Origin of the sequence: Kitasatospora sp. NPDC093806, assembly GCF_040683335.1 — a bacterium.
GTDB lineage: Bacteria > Actinomycetota > Actinomycetes > Streptomycetales > Streptomycetaceae > Kitasatospora.
In genome coordinates this window covers 17,170-35,745 of sequence record NZ_JBFBDO010000002.1, presented here as the reverse complement: position 1 = coordinate 35,745, position 18,576 = coordinate 17,170, and the positions used below count along the sequence as shown (strand labels likewise).

Here is an 18,576-nt window from a genome sequence, read left to right as displayed (position 1 = left end):
GCTGTTGCCGGGATCTGCCATGAAATGCCATGCCTTGCTGTAAGGCGCCCCGTGGCCTCGGGGGCATCCTCGGCGTTGTCCTGATACGTGGAAGCCCAGGCCGCCGCCCCCCCGCCGTCCCCCAGCGGCACCCCCACCCCCGGGCGGCGCGGCTTCCGTCCCGACGAGGTGACAGGAGGGCCCCATGACGGCCGCCGGAGTACCGAAGTACCACCGCCCGGTCGCCGGAGGGGTGCTCGCCCCCGCCCCCGCCCTGCTGCCCGGGGCGAGCCCGTCCCACCGCCCGGGCGCGGACCGCCCGGGGGTCGACCGTCCCGGGGTCGACCGGGACGGCGTGCCCGCGATCGGCTTCGACACCGTGACGGTCACCCTGCGGCACGGGCTGGAGGCGGTCGACATCCTGCGCCTGCGGCGGGCCTGCGGCGCGGTGGTGCAGAGCCGCAACGGCGCCACCGTCTCCTTCCTCGTCCCGGCCGGCACCTCGGCGACCTGGCACCTCCCCGGCAGCTCCTGTACGGCCGGCGCCCAGCTGCTGCCCCCCACCGACCCGCGCTGGGTGATGCCCCCGGCCGGCGCCGACTGCACCGCCCGCCCCACCGACGCCTGGGTCCTGCGCGCCGCCCTCTGCGAGGCGGCCTGCACCCTCACCGCCGGCGGCCTCGGCCCGTTCTGAACCGCCCGCCCCGCCCCCGGTCCCGCCCGCACCCCCACTGAGCTGCGGCGCCCGCGCGGGTGGCGGCGATAATGGCCGGTATGGGACGAAGCAACCGAGCCGGCCGCGGCACCGACCGGAGCCGCACCGCGCCGGAGAACGACCCGGTCGCCACCGGCGCCGGCGGCCGCACGCACGCCCAGGGCCCGCTCAGCCGCCCCGTCGACTCCGGCCTCGCCGAACTCCACCCCGACCGCGACCGCCCCGCCGCCTGGTCGCTGCTGATCGACGGCGCGCCGCAGTCCCTGGTCGACCTCGCCGACCCCACCCACCTGGGCTTCGAGTACCAGCGCCGGCTCGGCCACCTCATCGACCTGGTCGCCCCGGCCGGCCGCCCGCTCACCGTGCTGCACCTCGGCGGCGGCGCCCTCACCCTGGCCCGTTACGTCGCCGCCACCCGGCCCCGCTCGCGCCAGCAGGTCGCGGAGATCGACACCGCGCTCACCGAACTGGTCCGCGCCGAACTCCCGCTGGAGCGCGGCTGGCAGGTCAAGGTGCGCGGCGCGGACGCCCGCAGCGTGCTGGAACGCACCCCCGAGGGCAGCGTCGACCTGGTGATCGCCGACGTCTTCTCCGGCGCCCGGGTGCCCGCGCACTGCACCACCGTCGAGTTCACCGCGCTGGCGGCCCGCGCCCTGGCCCCCGGCGGCTGGTACGCCGTCAACATCGCCGACGGCTCGGCGCTCCCGTTCGCCCGCTCCCAGGTGGCCACGCTCGGCGCGGTGTTCCCCGAGCTCTGCCTGGTCGCCGACCCGGCGGTGCTGCGCGGCAAGCGCTTCGGCAACCTGATCCTCGCCGCCGCCCACACCCCGCTCCCGCTGGCCGAACTGACCCGCAAGGTGGCCTCGGACGCGGCCCTCGGCCGGGTCGAACACGGCCGCGCCCTGGCCGACTTCGCCGCCGGGGCGGCCCCGGCCACCGACGCCACGGCGGCCCCGTCCCCGGCGCCGCCGCCGGGCGTCTTCCGGTAGCCGCTCCCGCCTCCCGTCCACCGCCTCGAAATCCCCTTGGCCACCGGCCCCTTCCGGCCGACAATGGGCGCACCCGTCCGGAATCCGGACGGGCCCGACCAGGAGGGTGCGCACCATGGTGATCCGACCGGCCCGGCCGAGCGAGGCGGCCGAACTCGGCGCCCTCGCCCTGCGCTCCAAGGCCCACTGGGGCTACGACGCCGAGTTCATCGAGGCCTGCCGCGTCGAACTCACCCTGGACCCGGACGTGTTGGCGGCCGGCCGGGCGACGGTCGTCGAGGCCGACGGCCGGGTGCTCGGCTTCATCACCCTCACCGGGGCGCCCCCGGAGGGCGAGTTGGACATGCTCTTCGTCGAGCCCGAGGCGATCGGCCGCGGCATCGGCCGACAGCTGATGGAGCACCTGCGCGCCCAGGCCCCCGCGCTCGGCTTCCGCCGCCTCACCATCGCGGCCGACCCGCACGCCGAACCGTTCTACCTGGCGATGGGCGCCGTGCGGATCGGCACCATCCCGTCCGGATCGATCCCCGGCCGCGAACTCCCGCTGATGGCCCTGGACTTCGCCCCAGCCGAAGCCCCGCACCCGGCGGCCACCACCAAGGCCTGAAGCCCCGCCCGCGTTCCGTCCGCCGACTCCGGGGTGGGGGTCGTTCGGCCCCGGATCCGCCGGCCCCCGAGCCCCGCCGACCCCATCGGCGCCCTCGCACTCCGGGGGGCGCTCAGTGGACCTTCGGCAGCCCGCAGTCCTCGCACATGGCAGTGCCGGACTTCGCCCGGCCGTCCACCCCGGACCCGGCGGCCACTCGGGTCTGACACCCCACCGGCGATCGACCGGTCCGCCCTCTCGGCCGATCCCCTCGGTGCCCTCGCCGCTCCGGGGGCGTTCAGTGGCCCTTCGGCAGCCCCCGGTGCTTGTACATCGCGGCGCCGGTCAACACCAGCCCGGCCGCGATGGGTGCGAGGACGGCGGTCGCGCGGCCGGAGACGTCGTTCGCGACGGTCGCGGCGGCCGTCGTCCGTACGGTCTCGAAGTCCGGAGCGGCCGCGCCGGTCGTCGGGGTGCCCGGTACGGCGGAGGCCCGTTCCCGGCCGGGGGGCCGACCGTCCGCGCCCTCGCCGCCGGTGAGGCCGGGGTGGTCGGCGGCGGCGTGCTGCGGCTGCTCCGGGACCCCCGGAGCCGGTGGCGGGGCGGCGGGCCCGTGCGGTTCGCCGCCCGCGCGGCCGGAGCGGGGAACGGTGCCGCCGGTCCGGCCGGGTGCCGCCGACGGCCCGTCGGTCACCGCGCCGCCGGACGTGCGCGACTCGGCGGCCCGGGACTGGGCGGGCACGGCGTCCAGCAGTCCGGAGGCGATCGCGAAGGCGTCCGGTACGGCGGCCCGCTGCCCCGGCAGCGGGAGGCCGCCGGCCCGGATCCGGTCCTGGAGCACGCCGCCGACCGAGGCGGTCGCGGCATCCGGTCCCGGCACGGCCCCGAGTCCCGGGGTGGCGCCGGTGAGGCTGCCGAGCAGTCCGGGGGAGGGGGTCGGATCGGCGGCGCCCCGGCCGCCCTCCTGCTCCGGGCCGGCCTGCGGGGCGTGCGGCCGGTCCGCCGCACCGGCGCTCGCCCCCGGCCCGCCCGAGGGACCGCTTGACGGACCATCGGGCGCGCTGCCCGTCCCGGTACCGGCCGGGGCTCCGGTGAGGGCCCGCCCGACGGTCCGGCTGACCGGTTCCGGGAGCGGCTCGGCGCCGGCCGCGAAGGCGCCGGGTGCGCCGAACCCCCAGAGCTGCGCGAGGAGTGCCCCGCCGGCCGCGACGGCCCGCGGCCGGGGCAGCCACCGTCCGGCCGTGCGCCGGGTGCCGCCGACGGTTCGTCGGGCGGGCTCCGGGCCGTTGGTCGCGTGTTTGGCTCGCACGTGAATCGAGAACGAGCGGGCGGACCGGGAGGACACGGCCCCCGTCACGGACAGTCATCGCCGACCCGGGGCGGCGGGGCCCCGTCACCGCCCGACGGCGCCCCGCCGGTGGCTCAGGAGTTGGGGCGCAGCGTCCAGATCACCGTCATGACGCCGGTCACGGCGCCGTCGGCGCGGGTGATCTCGACGGTCACCGGGAACTCGGGGCGCTCGCCCTTGTCGAGCTCGGCGACGATGTCGGCGGCCGGGCGGCCGAGCACGGCGGTGGCCGTGACGACACCCATGGCGAGCTTCTTGTAGGAGATCTCGGCGCTCACCGCGAGCGGCACGGCGCGCGAGAGCTGGTCGCCGAAGGCCGCCAGCACGATGCAGCCGCTGGCCGACTCGGCGAGGGTGAACATCGCGCCGGCGTGCGGGCCGCCCACGTGGTTGTGGTACTCGGGCTGGTCGGGCAGCCGGAGGACGGCGCGCTCCGGGGTGGTCTCCAGGTACTCCAGCTTGAGGGTCCGTGCCATCGGCACGGTGGAGTCGAGCAGCTGGCCGATCGAAGGTGTGGTCATGGCGGCAAGGTTACTAGCCGGTAGCTTCCGGCGGCAGATCCGTCGCCGGGGAAAAGGGTGAGACGCGGGCCACGATGGCAGTCCCGTGGTGAGACGCGCACCACACCGCCCGTCCGCACCGCCGCCGCCGACCGCCCCGCAGGCGCCCGCAGGTGAGGGAACGCGAAAAAGCCCGAGGGGCCGATCTCTTGACGAGATCGGCCCCTCGGGGCGATGGGGTGAGTGACGGGACTCGAACCCGCGGCCACCTGGACCACAACCAGGTGCTCTACCAACTGAGCTACACCCACCATCTGTCCGGTTCGTTCCCGCCTTTCGGCGTTCCCGCTCCGACAAGAAGAACTCTACAGGATCCGAGAGGGTGCTCGCGCCAGGGTTCCCGTTCCGCTCGCGCGGGCACCCTCCCGGACCGTCGGGACCTCGGCTCAGCCGGCCGACGGCTGGTACTTCTCGGCGATCGCGCGCGCGGTGTCGGTGTCCGGGCCGGGCTGCGGGACGAACACCGCCTCGCGGTAGTAGCGCAGTTCGTCGATGCTCTCGCGGATGTCGGCGAGCGCCCGGTGGTTCCCGCCCTTCTGCGGGCTGTTGTAGTACGCCTTCGGGTACCAGCGGCGGGCCAGCTCCTTGATCGAGGACACGTCCACGATCCGGTAGTGCAGGTGGCTCTCCAGGGCGGGCATGTCCCGGCTCAGGAAGCCGCGGTCGGTGGCCACCGAGTTCCCGCACAGCGGCGTGCGCCCGGCCTCCGGCACGTGCTCGCGGATGTACGCGAGCACCAGCGCCTCCGCCTCGGCCAGGGTGACGCCCTGCTCCAGCTCGTCGAGCAGCCCGGACGAGGTGTGCATCGCCCGCACCACCTCGGGCATGTTCGCCAGCGCCTCGGCCGGCGGGCGGATGATGACGTCCACGCCCTCGCCGAGGATGTTCAGCTCGGAGTCCGTCACCAGCGCCGCGACCTCGACCAGGGCGTCCCGGTCGAGGTCGAGGCCTGTCATTTCACAGTCGATCCATACCAAACGGTCATTCACGCCACTCACCCTACGGCGCGATCACGTCCCACGGGCACCGATGGAGCCGGGCGGGGTGCCTCGGCGCCGTGCTCGTCCTGGTCGTGACCGTCCGGTTCCCGGCCGTCCCGGCCCGGGTGGGCGGCGGGGTGGGCCGGACGGACGTCCCGTCCGGGCCGGGCCTCGCGGGACTCCCGGGCGTCCGGGGCGGCGGTCCGCGCCGCCGGCGGACGGACCTGGCCGGCCGCCCGGGCCTGGCGGGCCCGGGCCTCCGCGCTCGGACCCGGCGCGACCGCCGGCAGCCGGCCACCGGCCGCGCCGTGGACCCGCCCGGCGGACCCGCCCGGGACCGCCTCGTCCGACGACCGGTCGGCCGCGCTCCGGTGCCCCTGGCCCTGGCCGCGGGCGCCCGGCTGCGGGAGCCCGTCCTCGGCCGCGGCGTGCTCCGCCGTCCGGGGCGGCCGGCCCGCGCCGGGGCCGGGCTGCGCCGGGACCATCGGCGGGCGCACCGGACCGCGTCCGCTCCCCGGCTGCCCGGGGTGCGACTGGTGCCCGGCCGCCTGGTGCGGGTACGGCTGCCCGGCCCGCGCGTGCACGCCCTGACCGGACGGCTGCCCGTGCTGGCCCGGGTGCGCGCCGCCCGCCCCGCCGGGGAAGCCCGGCGCCGAGGCCGACCCGTGCGCGCCGAGCACACCGAGTGCGGTGTGGCCACCGTGGCCGCCGTGCGGACCGTGCTGACCCGGGACGCCGCCCGCCACGCCCGCCGCGGCAGGCGTCGGCGCCACCCCGGCCGGCCGGAGGTCACCGCCCGGCGCGGAGGCCGACAGCGGCGCGGCCGCGCCGGGCCGCCGGGCCCGGTAACCGGTCCGGTACGCGGCCGGCGAGACCCCGAGCTGACGCCGGAAGTGCCCGCGCAGCGCCACCGGCGACCGGAAGCCGCAGCGGCGCGCGACATCGTCCACCGACAGCTCCGAGGTCTCCAGCAGCCGCTGCGCCTGGAGCACCCGCTGGGTGATCAGCCACTGCAGCGGGGCGCTGCCGGTGAGCGTGCGGAACCGGCGGTCGAAGGTCCGGCGGCTCATGTAGGCACGGGCCGCCAGCACCTCGACGTCGAACTGCTGGTTGAGGTTCTCCAGCGCCCAGGTGACCACCTCGGCGAGCGGGTCGTTGCCGATCTCCTCAGGTAAAGACTGATCGATGTACTGGGCCTGTCCACCGCCGCTGCGCCGGCTCGGCACCACCAGGCGGCGGGCGAGCGCGTTGGCCGCCTCGGCGCCGTGGTCGCTACGGACCACGTGCAGGCAGAGGTCGATCCCGGCGGCGGTGCCGGCCGAGGTCAGCACGTCGCCGTCGTCGACGAACAGCTCGCGCGGGTCGACGTGCACCCGCGGGTAGCGCTTGGCCAGGGTCGGCGCGTACATCCAGTGGGTGGTCGCGGGGCGGCCGTCCAGCAGTCCGGCGGCGGCGAGGACGAACGCGCCGGTGCAGAGGCCGATGATCCGCGCGCCCTCGTGGTGCGCCTTGCGGAGCGCCGTGATCGCCTCGACGGGCGGCGGCTGGGAGATCGAGCGCCAGGCCGGTACGACGATCGTGCCGGCCCGGGCGAGCGCCTCCAGCCCGTACGGCGCGGAGAGGGTCAGACCGCCGGTGGTGGCCAGCGGTCCGTCCTCGCCGGCGCAGACCAGGAGGCGGTAGCGCGGCACCCCGGCGTCCTGGCGGTCGACGCCGAAGACCGAGAGCGGGATCGAGCTCTCGAAGATCGGTGCGCCGCCGAAGATCAGGACGGCGACGGTCTCGCGGCGGCGACGGCCGGAGAGCTTGCGGGGCGCGGCGGCCATCACCGGCGTCGAGGCGCCGTTGAGGCCGGCGGCGGATCCGCCGTGCCCGCCGGGGCCGTGACCCGCCGGGCCGTGGCCGGTGAGGCCGTGCCCGGGCACGCCGAGGCCGAGCGGTCCGGCGGGGAGTCCGTTGACGCCGCCGGGGCCCGCCAGGCCGGGGACGGACATGCCCGGGACGGCCGGGCCGATGCCGGTGCCGGGCGTCCCCGGGCCGGAGAAGGGCGCGGCCGGTCCGGCGGCGAAGGCGGCGAAGCCGCTCTCCGCTCCGGCGTGGCCGCTCTGGTGGCCGCTGCCCGGATGACCGGCGGAATGGCCGGGAACCGACGCCCCGGTCCGGCCGTCCGGACCGATCCCGTACCCGCCCGCGTGGCTGACGGCGGATCGGCTGACGGGGCGTCCGCCGTGCTCCGGGGCGGCCGGGAAGGACGCGGCGCCCTGGGTCGCGGAGGCACCGGGGCCGGCGGCGCCGCCCGGTGCGGACGGGACGCCCGGGGCGGGCGAGGCCGCAGGGGAATAGGAGGGGTAGGAGGCGGTGCCGGAGTGGCGGGTGTTGCCGACGGGTCCCTGGGTGCCGGTGACTCTCGCGGAACGACCCGCGATGCCGGCCACCGCCTGGCCGCTGTCAGGACCCGCGTCGCTCCTGCTCACCCTGCTCAAGGCGCTCAAGCCCCCTCGGTGGTGTGGTGTGGTGGTGCGGCACTGCTAGCCAAGATCGAATCTATCGGGTGGACCGTTGCCGTTGTGACAAGTTCACCATCCGACGCTATGTCGACATGGCAATTTGGCGTGATGCATTCGATCACGAAGCGTGGCACCCGTCGACCCCTCTGGGAAGAGGGTCGGTGCAACGGTGGCTGGTTGTCGCGGGACGGGTCCTGGGACGTCCGGCTTCGGCGTGCCCGGTCGGTGCTCCTGGGCTGCGGATTTGTCGAAGGTCAGGGGAGCCGCACGAGATTGACCGAAAATAGGCGGTGCACGCGAGGGCGCACGACTCGGCGGCGTGCGCCTCCCAGGCTTCATCCGGCCAGTGCCGAAGCCGGAGAACGCGGGTCGGCCGCCCGCCGGCACCCCGTTGCCCCTAAGATCCTCGGCCGGCTCGAACAGGCCAACGGCGCTCCGGCCGCGCCCCGGTCGTGTGCCGGCCGCGAATCGGTTGCGCCGGCAGCGGAACTGACGGAACCGAAGGCCGCGGCGGGGCGATGGGGGCCCGGGCCCGTACTCGGGTGGCCCGCTAGCCCGGTTCGGCCCGGTTCGGGCGGGCTTGGGTCGGCCCGGAAGGGTGCGGACCGCCGGTTTTCCGGTGGCCGCGGACGAACTGACGACCGCTCGTGAACTGACGGTCGGTGGGATGACCGCTCGCGCCCTTGAGGCGAGCAGAGGCCTCCCCTTCGGCAGGAGCACCGAGACCGGCGGGAGTGCGCCGTCCGAGCGCCACCGACCCGCGCGGGCCGCCGGGTTTCCGCCGGGGCTCCCCGGGCAGGTCATCGCGGTGCCGGGCGCACAGGAGGGGCGGACGGCGGGCGTGCGGGCGGGCCGGCGGCGGCACCTCGGCAAACCCGCCGGACCGGTTTCGGACAGCGGATCCGGGCCCGGGACCCGGCGACGCGCCGCCTGCGGCGTGCGCGGCAGAAGGCGCATGCCGGCCGTCCGGGGCGGCCGGCCGGAGCCGTACGCCGGATCGCGCGCCGCTCCGCGCCGCCGCACCCGGCCGTGCGACCGGCCCGCCCTACGCCGCGCCCACCCCGGCCGGTCCGGCCGTCGTCCGGGTCGCCGCGGACGAGACCGCGGCCACCGTCGCCACCGCCGTGACCGTGCCGACCGCGGCGGCCGGCGTCCGGACACCGGCGAGCCCGCGTTCGCGCTCGCGCGGCTGCGCCTGGGCGTGCGGAGCGCCCGCGACACCGGCCACCCGGCGCCGCGCGCCGACGCCCCCGGCCCGGATCCCCGGCCGGGGCGCCGGGGCATTGCGGGCGGCCAGCACCTGACCGACGGCCTCCGGCAGCCCGGCCGCCTTGAGCGTCGGCCGGTACCCGGGCTCGGCCCACGGGCGGCCGTGGTGCAGCCAGACGCTGCGCAGCCCGGTCAGCTCGGCGCCGGCGATGTCGGCGGGGGCGTGGTCGCCGACCATCCAGGTGTGCGCGGCCCAGTCCCCGGTCGGCGGGACACCGCACCGCTGCGCCGCGATCTCGAAGATCAGGGGGTCCGGCTTGAGGCAGTCGGCCTCCTCGGAGATCACCCAGCCGTCGACCAGCGGGCCGAGCCCGGTCCGCCGGATCTTCTCCAGCTGGGGGCGGGTGCCGCCGTTGCTGACGATGCCGAGCGTCCAGCCGGCGGCGCGCGCCGCCCGCAACGCCTCGACGTTGCGGGCGGGGAGGTGGATGTGGGAGTTGATGCCGCGCCGGTAGTGGGCGAGCAGGCCGGCGAGCGTTTCGTCGAGTCCGTAGCGGCGCCGGGCGGCGGACAGTACGGTGCTGCGCGGCACGTAGCCGCCGCCGTCGAGGGTGACCAGCCAGTCGACGTCGCCGGGCGGCAGCGCCCGTTCGGTCAGGAATTCCTGAGCCCAGGCCCGGAATGCGGCGTCCCTGGGGAGCAGCGTGTTGTCGAGGTCGAGCAGGAGCAGCGGCATGCCGAGCATGGTGCCAGCGGACGCGCCTATGCATCTGGCAAATGCCAAACGGCGTCGCGAACCCGTACGCATTGGCCGAAACGGGTGCCGGACACCCTCCCGCACCGCCTCGACCGCCCCGCGCCGGTTCCGGCTCCGACCGCGCTCCGCCGGTGCCCTGCCGGCGCTCCGTTCCGTGCGGCGCCCCGGTCCGGCTCACTGCCCGGTGACCGGGCCGCAACGGATCGTCGTCGATCCATGACAGTCCGGTCACGGTGTCCCTGGGCCCTGTTGCGCCGCCCGGTCCGCTCAGTCAAGCTCCAGGGAACCTCCTTCGCCGGAGGGGGCGCTTTCGCGCTCGGGCGGGGGGCGTGCCGCAGGCGGCGCGCGCATCCCTCGTTCGCGGGAAGAGTGCCGCCCCGAGTCGTCATGGCTGGGCTGCGTCTCCGGCCCCGTCGTACTCTGAAAGGAACAGGTCACAAACGGTGGTGTTCGGCGCAGACCGACGTCGTCCCGTGGGCGGGCCTGCTGCCCGGGCAGCGTTGTCCTCTCCTGTCGGCCCATCCCCTTCGAAGAGCCTTGTGCCATGGCTGGTTCTGAGCCCTCCCGACCGGTGGAGCCGGGCGCGGACGCCCGGGGTGGTGGCTTCGGCCGCCCCCTCCGGAATCTGGTGCGCCGCGGCCGCCTCGGATCAGGCTCCCGTCAGCGGCGGGACGGTCATCGCGCCGACCGCGCGGAGCCCCCGATGACCGCCCGACCGGGGCCCGGCGCCGAGCGCCCGAGCACCTCCGGCCTGCCCGGCGCGACCGGCGAACCGGCGCTCCGCGAGGCACTCGCCGGTTCCCGTGACCCGGTGTTCCAGCACGGTGTGGTGGTGGGCTTCGACGGCTCGCTGTCGAGCGAGCGCGCCCTCGCCTACGCGGTGGGCATGGCCCGGCGCTCCCAGTGCGGCCTGGTGATCGTGCACGTGGCCAACCGCCTGCCCGCCACCGTCTGGGCGGGGTGCGAACCGCCGGTTTTCGTCGACCTCCCCGACCACCGGACGGAGGTGCTCGGCCTGGAGCTCGCCTGCGCGGACTTCCTCGCCGGCGTGCCCTGGATCCTGGTCGAGCGGGGCGGCGACATCTGCCACGAGATCGAGGAGGTCGGCCGCGAGTTCGCCGCCGACGCCATCGTGGTCGGCACCACGCACGGCCTGCTGGGCAAGATCTTCGGCTCGGTCTCCGGCCGTCTCGCCCGCCGCGCCAACCGCCCGGTGATCGTGATCCCCTGACGCCCCGTCCCGTGCGTGTCGGGGTCCGCGTGTGGGCCGAACGTGTCAGCCACGCCGACGGCGCGCCGCGTTGCCCCGGCCCGGCGTGGACCTGCGGCGAAGAATGACAAGGTGATCAATGGGACTGTTTCGCCGCCGGGTCGTCCCCCCTGTCGTCCCTCTCACCGTCCCCTCCTTCGTCCCATCCGTCGTACCGTCACCCTTCTCGTCCTCCTCGCCCTGCCCATGCCGTCCGTGCTCGTCCTGGCCAACGCCCCGCGCGCGTCGGCGCTCCGCCCCGCGGGCGGCGAAGCCCGCGGGGCAGTACGGCTGGAGGTTCGCACCAACGGCGCCACCGGCACCGAGGTCCGGGTCCGCTCGGACGAACAGCTCCTCCGCGTCTACCGGTTGACCAACCAGGCCGAGTACCCGCTGACCGTCTCGGTCCTGAAGGACGCCCAGGTCTCCGGAGCCGCCGTGGTCTGTGGCAGTCAGCAGCCCTTCACCCTCCCTCCGCTGGGCACCGCCGAGTGCTCGGCCACCCTCCCCGCCCGGCCCGGACCGCAGCGGACCGAGGTCCGGGCCGAAGCCGACCCGCCCAAGGGCAAGGGACTGCCGAAGGCCGTGGCGACCGCGGCAGCCGGCTACCGGGGGCTGGTCGCCGGACTGACGCTCACCCGGGTCGGCGCCCCGACGGGCTCGGGCGTGCTGACCCGGGCCGGCCGCACCCCGCGCCGAGCCCTGGCGGTCGATCAATCACCTGTCCTGGCAACTCCTTTCAATGATCCGGTCGAGGGGGCCGGGCAGCGGGCTTTGCCGGCCGTGGTCGGCGGCGACATCCGGCTGAGGTACCGGGTGGACGCGGTCGGGGACTCGCCGATCAGCGCGGTCAGCGTGGTGGACCACCTCCCGGGGGTCGGACCGGTCGGCTGCAGCGGCCAGTCCGCCGGCGGACTCCTGGTGCCGGGCAGTCCGCTGGACTGCACCGCCGCCGGTGAGGCCGTGCCCGGTCGGCACACCGCCGTGGCGAGGGCCGAGGGCCTCGCGGCGGACGGCGCGGTCGGCCAGGACGGCCGCCCGCTGCCACCCCGGCCGGTCGCCGCCGAGGCCGCGGGCGACTACGAGGGCCAGGGCCCTGCCCCGGCCCAGCCCGGCGGGGCCACCGGCCCGGCCCCCGCGACGGGCGGACGCCCACCGGCCGCAGGTACCGCTGCCAACGGTGCGGCCGCCCCTCCGGGCACCGCCCCCGGAGGACCCGCCAACACCGGCGCCAACGCTCCACCGCCCAACGCCCCACCGCTGAACCCGGCCGCGCCCAACCCCGCTGCCGCGCCCGCCGGTTCGGCCGCCGGCCCCAACGCCCCGGCCAATGCCGCAGCCAATGCCGCACCCAACCCTGCGGCCGGTGGGGCAGCCGCAGCAGCTGACGCCGCCAACCCAGCCGCCGCCAACCCGGCTGCCGCCGCCAACGCCGCCGCCGCAGCCACCGCAGGGCAAGCCGCTGCTGCCGCAGCCGCCGCCGCAGGTTCGGCGGTGCCCTTCCGCCCGGGCACCAGCCTCTTCGGGCTGCCCGCGAGCCCGTTCCAGGCCGTCCCGGCCGCCGGCGCGGCAGCCGCCGCCGGCACCGCCGGAGCCGCTGCAGCACCCGCAGCACCCGGAGCGGCAGCGGCGGGCGCAGCCGGCACGACGGCGCAGGGAGCCGCCGGGGGAGCGGCACCGGGCGGTGCCGCCGCCGGCTCCTCCACCACCGGCTCGGGCCAAGCCGGCGCCTCCGGAAGCCAGCCGGGCAACCCGGCAGGCAACCAGGCGGGCAACCCAGCGGGGAACGTGGCGGGCAACCCGGCCGGGAATGCGGCCTCGTCCGCTCAGCGTCCGGACGACGCCCCCTTCGACTGGGACGACGACTGGGGTACCGGCGAGGTGCTGATGCTGCTGCTGGCGATCATGCTCCCGGTCCTCGTCATCCTGGCCGCCGCGCTGACGGTGCGGCAACGCAGGAGCGGTGATCCCGGAGGTGGCGGTGCAGCGTGAACTCAGGGGGAGTGGTCGGTAGATGTGGGTCAATGTCGTGGCGGCGCTGGCCGGCGCAGCGCTCGCCCTGCTGATCGGTCTGGTGCTCGGTCGGACCCGTGGCTCCCGGGACGGGGCGGCGAACCCGTCCGCGATCGGCTTCGCGGGCGCGGCGGTGCTCGGCTTCTTCGCCCTCTTCACCGGCTTCGCCATCGCCGGCGCGTGGCAGCAGCTGAACACCGCTCGCCAGCACACCTACGAGGAGTCCCGGGCGCTGACCGAGGTGTACTGGTCGGCCCGGCTGCTGCCCGCGCCGGACCGCCCGGTGGTGCGGCAGCGCGTGCGCGACTACACCCGGCAGGTGATCGCGGACGAGTGGGTGCAGATGAGCCGTGGGCACGGCAGCGCCGAGGTCTGGGCGGCGGCCGACCGGGTCCGGATCTCGGTGGACGCGGTGCGGAGTCAGGACGCGTCCGAACTCGCGGCCAAGGTCGATGTGTTGCGGAGTCTGACGGATGTCTACGCGCGGCGGAACGCCCGGCTGGCCGATGTCCGGGCGCAGGTGCCGGCCTTGGCGCTGGGAGGTCTGGTGGTGGGTTCGGTGCTGGTCCTGGCGACGCCGCCGGTGATCGGGCTGACCGCCAACGGGCGCAACCTGGTGCTGATGGGGTTCGTGGGGGCCTCGGTGGCGTTCGCGGTCAGCCTGGTGTTCCAGCTCAGCGGTCCGTTCGACGGCGCCGTGCGGATCTCTCCGACGGCGTTCGAACTGGCGCTGACCCGGTACGACCAGATCGACTCCGGTGACCCCGGTGTGGTGCTCCCTTCCTCCTCGTGATCGGCCGGGGCGATGGCCCTCCCGCCCCGGCCCGCCGACCCGCGAGGGCCGGCGGACACGGGAGCGGAGGAGCCCCGGTCCTTCCCCGGTACGGCGACCGGCGATGGCCTCAGGAGGTGACGCCGAGCTCTCGCGCGATGAGCATGCGCTGGACCTCCGAGGTGCCCTCGCCGATCTCCAGGATCTTGCAGTCCCGCCAGAAGCGGGCGACGGGGAATTCGTTCATGAAGCCGTACCCGCCGTGGATCTGGGTCGCCTCGCGGGCGTTGTCGACGGCGGCCTCCGACGAGTACAGCTTGGCGATCGCGGCCTCCTTCTTGAACGGTTCCGAGTGCAGCAGCCGGGACGCGGCGTCCCGCCAGGCGAGGCGGGAGACGTGGGCGCGCATCTCCATGTCGGCGAGCTTGAACTGGATGGCCTGGTTGGAGCCGATCAGCCGGCCGAAGGCGCGGCGGGTACCGGCGTAGGAAACGGACTGGTCGACGCAGCCCTGGGCCAGGCCGGTGGCCAGGGCGGCGATCGCGATGCGGCCCTCGTCGAGGATCCGCAGGAACTGGGCGTAGCCGCGGCCGCGCTCGCCCAGCAGGTTGGCCGCGGGGACGCGGCAGTCGGTAAAGGACAGTTCGCGGGTGTCGGATGCGTTCCATCCGACCTTCGAGTACTTCTTCGACACCTGGAACCCGGGGGTCCCGGTGGGCACGATGATGGAGGAGATTTCGCGCCGGGGCGAGGAGAATTCGCCTTCTTCACCCGAACGAGCGATCGGTTCGGTGAGGGCGGTGACGGTGACCAGCCCGGTGATGTCGGTCCCGGAGTTGGTGATGAAGCACTTGGTGCCGTTGATCACCCACTCGTCGGTGGCCTCGTCGTACCGGGCGGTGGTGCGGGTGGCGCCGGCGTCCGAGCCACCCTCGGGCTCGGTCAGGCCGAACGCGCCGAGCAGCTCGCCCGAGGTCAGCCGGGGCAGCCACTCGCGCTTCTGCTCCTCGGTCCCGAAGCGGTAGATCGGCATCGCGCCGAGCGAGACCGCCGCCTCCAGGGTGATCGCGACCGAGGAGTCGACCCGGGCCAGCTCCTCCAGCGCCAGGCAGAGCGCGAAGTAGTCGCCGCCCATGCCGCCGTACTCCTCCGGGAACGGCAGGCCGAACAGGCCCATCCGCCCCATCTCCCGGACGATCTCGTAGGGGAACTCGCCCTGCTCGTAGTACTCGCCGATCTTCGGCGCGACCACGTCCTGGGCGAATTCGGCCACGGTGCGCCGCAGTTCCTCGTGCTCGGTGTTCAGCCGGTGGTCGAGCATGGTGATCCTCCTGAGGCCCCGCCGGGTGGGCGCGGGCGTGGTCGGGACGACCCGCCGCCCGTGCGGGTGTGACGGGCGCGCGGTGTGGTGGGCGGTAGGGGGCGGACCGGACGGCGGTCGAGCCGGCGGGTCCGGGGGCGTCGGCCGGGCGGGGGCACCGGCCGGCCGACGCGCGGGGCGGTCGGTCGGGCGCCGGTCAGTCGGCCGGCCCGGCGCCGCCGAGCAGGGCCTGGACCGCGCGGGAGGGGCTCGGCCGGCCGAGCCGGCGGGCCATCCAGCCGCTGGTGGCGACCAGGGCGCGCAGGTCGACGCCGGTCTGGATGCCGAGCCCGTGCAGCATCCACACCAGGTCCTCGGTGGCCAGGTTGCCGGTGGCGCTCTTGGCGTAGGGGCAGCCGCCCAGCCCGCCGGCCGAGGCGTCCACGGTGGTGACCCCGGCGGTCAGCGCCGCCAGCGTGTTGCTGAGCGCCTGGCCGTAGGTGTCGTGGAAGTGCACCGCGAGCCGGTCGAGCGGCACCCCCGCCGCGACGAACCCGTCGAGCAGGGCGGTGACCTGGCCGGGGGTGGCCACGCCGATGGTGTCGCCGAGGCTCAGCTCGGCGCAGCCCAGCTCCAGCAGCCGCACCCCGAAGCCGACCACCTGGGAGACCGGGACCGGGCCCTCCCACGGGTCGCCGAAGCACATCGACAGGTAGCCGCGGACCGGGACGCCGGCCGCCGTGGCCCGTTCCACCACGGGGCGGAACATCTCCATCGCCTCGTCCGCCGAGCGGTTGAGGTTGCGGCGGGCGAAGGTCTCGGTGGCGCTGGCGAAGACCGCGACGTCGGTGGCGTGGTGGGCCAGCGCGCGGTCCAGCCCGCGGTCGTTGGGCACCAGCACCGGCAGGCGCAGACCGGGGTGACGCTCCGGCAGACCGGCGATCCGGGGCATCAGGTCCTCGGCGTCGGCCAGCTGGGGTACCCATTTCGGGTGAACGAAGCTGGTGGCCTCGACGGTGCGCAGACCGGCGGCCGCCAGCCGGCCGATGAACTCGGCCTTGACCTCGACCGGGACCAGGGCGCTCTCGTTCTGCAGCCCGTCGCGCGGCCCGACCTCGTGGATCCGGACCGCCGCGGGCAGGCCCGGGGCGCGCACCGGGGCGGGCAGGCCCAGGTCGAGGGCGTCGGGCTCGTGGGCGGGGTCGGTGGCGGGCGTGTCTGCGGCGGTCACGACGCCACCTCCGCTTCGGCCTCGGCGGGGGTGACCACGACCAGCAGCTCCTCCATCGCCACGGTGGCGCCGGCGGTGGCCCGCAACTCGCTCACCGTGCCGTCGTGCGGCGCCGCGATCACGTGTTCCATCTTCATGGCCTCCAGGACGAGCAGGGGCTGGCCCTTGCGGACCGACTCGCCGGCCGTGGTCTTCACGACCGTGACGGTGCCCGGCATCGGCGCGGTCAGGGCGCCGTGGTGGGCGCCGCCGGCCGCCGCGCCCTCGCCGACCGCGTCGTGGCCGTGCACCGGCCAGGCGTCGCCGTCGATGCCGAGCCAGGTCACCGGGCCGGAGCCGGAGCCGGACCCGGCGGCGTCGGCGGTGAGCGCGAAGGTGGTCTGCAGGCCGTCCACGGTGAGGTGGAGGCGGTCGCCGGAGCGGGCCGCCCGGGCCCGGTGGACCGGGCCGTCGTCGAGCCGGATTTCCCCCTCAAGGGTGACGCCGGCGCCGGACGGAATGTCAGTGGCCTCGGCTACGTTGCCCGCAGTGATCGAACGGATGCGCACCGACACCGGGTCCTGGCCGGGGGTACGGAGTCGGTGGGTGGTCCAGGCCGAGGCGCCGCCCAGGCGCCAGCCGGAGGGAAGGGAGAAGGGGTCGGTCCAGCCGCCGGGGTCGGCGCTGGGGGTGAGGTCCAGGTGCCGCGCGAGCGCGGCGGCGTAGTAGAGGAGGTGGGCGGAGGTCGGGGCCTCCGGCGGCGGGGAGCCGACGGACTCGGACCCGGAGGTCTCGGGGTCCGGTGCGGTGGTGTCCGACGCGGCGGTGGCCGCGGCGGCCGGGGAGTACGGCGAGGCGAGCAGCCCGGGCTGCTGCTGCGCCGTCTGCTCGACCAGGCCGGTGTCGAGCCGGCCGGCGGCGACCTCGGGGTGGGCGAGCAGCCGCCGCAGGAAGCCGGTGTTGGTGGTGACGCCGAGGATCCGGGTGTCGGCCAGCGCGGCGCGCAGGCGCCGCAGCGCGGTCGGACGGTCGGGCCCGTAGGCGATGACCTTGGCGAGCATGGGGTCGTAGGAGCTGGTGATCACGGTGCCGGGGGCCACCCCGGAGTCCACCCGGATGCCTTCGCCCCGCGGCTCGTCGAGGACCAGGATGCGTCCGCCGGTGGGCAGGAAGTCCCGCTCCGGGTCCTCGGCGCAGATCCGGGCCTCGATGGCGTGGCCCAGGAAGGAGATGTCGGGCTGGGTGAAGGTGAGTTGCTCGCCGGCGGCGATCCGCAGCTGCCACTCGACCAGGTCCAGCCGCTGGGGCCGGCCCGCGGCGGGACCGAGGTCGGCGCCGGTGCCGCCGTCGGCGCCGAGGTCGCGGTCGGGACCGGGGCCGGAGTGGCGCACGGCGATGGCGAGTTCGGTGACGGGGTGCTCCACCTGGAGACGGGTGTTCATCTCCATGAAGAAGAAGTCCCGTACCCCTTCGGCGGGGGCGGGGGAGTCCGGGTCGACGCCGGGGACGATGAACTCCACGGTGCCGGCACCGGTGTAGCCGCAGGACTCGGCCGCGCGGACGGCCGCGGCGCCCATCGCGGCGCGGGTCTCGGCGTTGAGCAGAACGGAGGGAGCCTCTTCGATCAACTTCTGGTGGCGGCGCTGCAGGCTGCACTCGCGCTCGCCGAGGTGGACGGTGGTGCCGTGGGCGTCGGCCAGCACCTGCACCTCGATGTGGCGCGGCCGGTCGATCCAGCGCTCCAGCAGCAGGGTGTCGTCGCCGAAGGCGGTGCGCGCGACCCGCCGGGCGGCGGCGATCTCGGTCGGCAGCTCGGCCGGGTCGCGGACCAGCCGCATGCCCTTGCCGCCGCCACCGGCGGACGGCTTGAGCAGGACGGGGTAGCCGATCTCGGCGGCGGCCGCGACGAGCTGCTCGTCGGTGGGCGCGGTGGCCTGGCTGCCGGGCACCACCGGAACGCCGGCGGCCCGCACGGCCTCCTTGGCGTTGATCTTGTCACCCATCAGCTCGACCGCGGCGGGAGGAGGACCGATGAAGACGAGGCCGGCGTCGGCGCAGGCGCGGGCGAAGGAGGCGTTCTCGGCGAGGAAGCCGTAGCCGGGGTGGACGGCCTGGGCGCCGGTCCGGCGGGCGGCGGCGAGGATCTGGTCGGTCCGCAGATAGGTCTCGGCGGCGGAGCTGTCGCTGCGGTCGGCCGGGCCGAGCCGGACCGCGACGTCGGCCTCGCGGACGTGCGGGGCGTCGGCGTCGGCGTCGCTGAACACGGCGACCGAGCGCACGCCGAGCCGCCGGAGGGTGCGGATCACCCGGACGGCGATCTCACCGCGGTTGGCGACCAGGACTGTGTCGAACATGGGAGGCGATCCTCCGGGTCGAGGGGGGCCGTACGAAGGAGGTGGTGG

At 75.8% G+C, this 18,576-nt stretch carries 12 protein-coding genes, 1 tRNA gene and 2 pseudogenes; 6 read left to right on the top strand and 9 right to left on the bottom strand.

The features are described 5' to 3' along the window. Positions 1 to 184 precede the first annotated feature (184 nt). The 3 genes from AB0N76_RS02445 to AB0N76_RS02435 all read left to right on the top strand — a co-directional run bounded on the left by AB0N76_RS02445 (position 185) and on the right by AB0N76_RS02435 (position 2,290). Positions 185 to 673, top strand: a complete 489-nt coding sequence (locus AB0N76_RS02445) for a hypothetical protein (RefSeq protein ID WP_363552288.1) — start codon at positions 185 to 187, stop codon at positions 671 to 673. Between the two features lie 71 nt (positions 674 to 744). Continuing rightward, positions 745 to 1,683, top strand: a complete 939-nt coding sequence (locus AB0N76_RS02440; protein WP_363552286.1) for a fused MFS/spermidine synthase — start codon at positions 745 to 747, stop codon at positions 1,681 to 1,683. A gap of 115 nt (positions 1,684 to 1,798) precedes the next feature. Then, positions 1,799 to 2,290 (top strand): GNAT family N-acetyltransferase, encoded by a 492-nt coding sequence (locus AB0N76_RS02435; protein ID WP_363552284.1) that lies wholly within the window; start codon positions 1,799 to 1,801, stop codon positions 2,288 to 2,290. A gap of 277 nt (positions 2,291 to 2,567) precedes the next feature. On the opposite strand, the gene AB0N76_RS02430 is transcribed toward AB0N76_RS02435, so the two are convergent. The 6 genes and pseudogenes from AB0N76_RS02430 to AB0N76_RS02405 form a co-directional block, all read right to left on the bottom strand. Further along, on the bottom strand, positions 2,568 to 3,578 hold the full coding sequence (locus AB0N76_RS02430) for a hypothetical protein (RefSeq protein WP_363552282.1): 1,011 nt from the start codon (positions 3,576 to 3,578) through the stop codon (positions 2,568 to 2,570). 113 nt (positions 3,579 to 3,691) lie between these two features. Next, a complete protein-coding gene (locus tag AB0N76_RS02425) occupies positions 3,692 to 4,138 on the bottom strand; it encodes a DUF4442 domain-containing protein (RefSeq protein WP_363552280.1) in 447 nt (148 codons plus the stop codon). A 214-nt stretch (positions 4,139 to 4,352) separates the two neighbouring features. Continuing rightward, positions 4,353 to 4,428: transfer RNA gene (locus tag AB0N76_RS02420), tRNA-His, on the bottom strand. Between the two features lie 135 nt (positions 4,429 to 4,563). Then, positions 4,564 to 5,166 carry an oligoribonuclease gene (gene orn / locus AB0N76_RS02415; protein WP_363552278.1) on the bottom strand — a complete coding sequence of 201 codons (603 nt, stop codon included), beginning with the start codon at positions 5,164 to 5,166 and terminating at the stop codon, positions 4,564 to 4,566. An 821-nt stretch (positions 5,167 to 5,987) separates the two neighbouring features. Continuing rightward, a pseudogene (locus AB0N76_RS02410) lies at positions 5,988 to 6,983 on the bottom strand (helix-turn-helix domain-containing protein); the annotation flags it as partial. A gap of 1,726 nt (positions 6,984 to 8,709) precedes the next feature. Further along, positions 8,710 to 9,609 carry an HAD family hydrolase gene (locus tag AB0N76_RS02405; RefSeq protein ID WP_363552276.1) on the bottom strand — a complete coding sequence of 300 codons (900 nt, stop codon included), beginning with the start codon at positions 9,607 to 9,609 and terminating at the stop codon, positions 8,710 to 8,712. 826 nt (positions 9,610 to 10,435) lie between these two features. On the opposite strand from AB0N76_RS02405, the pseudogene AB0N76_RS02400 reads away from it, so the two are divergent. The 3 genes and pseudogenes from AB0N76_RS02400 to AB0N76_RS02390 form a co-directional block, all read left to right on the top strand. After that, positions 10,436 to 10,861, top strand: a pseudogene (locus tag AB0N76_RS02400) (universal stress protein); the annotation flags it as partial. 225 nt (positions 10,862 to 11,086) lie between these two features. Continuing rightward, positions 11,087 to 12,871, top strand: a complete 1,785-nt coding sequence (locus tag AB0N76_RS02395) for a hypothetical protein (RefSeq protein ID WP_363552274.1) — start codon at positions 11,087 to 11,089, stop codon at positions 12,869 to 12,871. Between the two features lie 22 nt (positions 12,872 to 12,893). Further along, positions 12,894 to 13,685: a hypothetical protein gene (locus tag AB0N76_RS02390; RefSeq protein WP_363552272.1), complete on the top strand. Its 792-nt coding sequence runs from the start codon at positions 12,894 to 12,896 to the stop codon at positions 13,683 to 13,685. Positions 13,686 to 13,794: 109 nt separating this feature from the next. Here AB0N76_RS02390 and AB0N76_RS02385 read toward each other — a convergent pair whose 3' ends face one another. The 3 genes from AB0N76_RS02385 to AB0N76_RS02375 form a co-directional block, all read right to left on the bottom strand. Continuing rightward, on the bottom strand, positions 13,795 to 14,985 hold the full coding sequence (locus tag AB0N76_RS02385) for an acyl-CoA dehydrogenase family protein (protein WP_363552270.1): 1,191 nt from the start codon (positions 14,983 to 14,985) through the stop codon (positions 13,795 to 13,797). A 196-nt stretch (positions 14,986 to 15,181) separates the two neighbouring features. Further along, entirely contained in the window at positions 15,182 to 16,138 is a 957-nt protein-coding gene (locus tag AB0N76_RS02380) for a hydroxymethylglutaryl-CoA lyase (RefSeq protein ID WP_363552647.1), read from the bottom strand. Positions 16,139 to 16,191: 53 nt separating this feature from the next. Beyond that, positions 16,192 to 18,528, bottom strand: a complete 2,337-nt coding sequence (locus AB0N76_RS02375; RefSeq protein ID WP_363552268.1) for a biotin carboxylase N-terminal domain-containing protein — start codon at positions 18,526 to 18,528, stop codon at positions 16,192 to 16,194. Between the last annotated feature and the right edge of the window lie 48 nt (positions 18,529 to 18,576).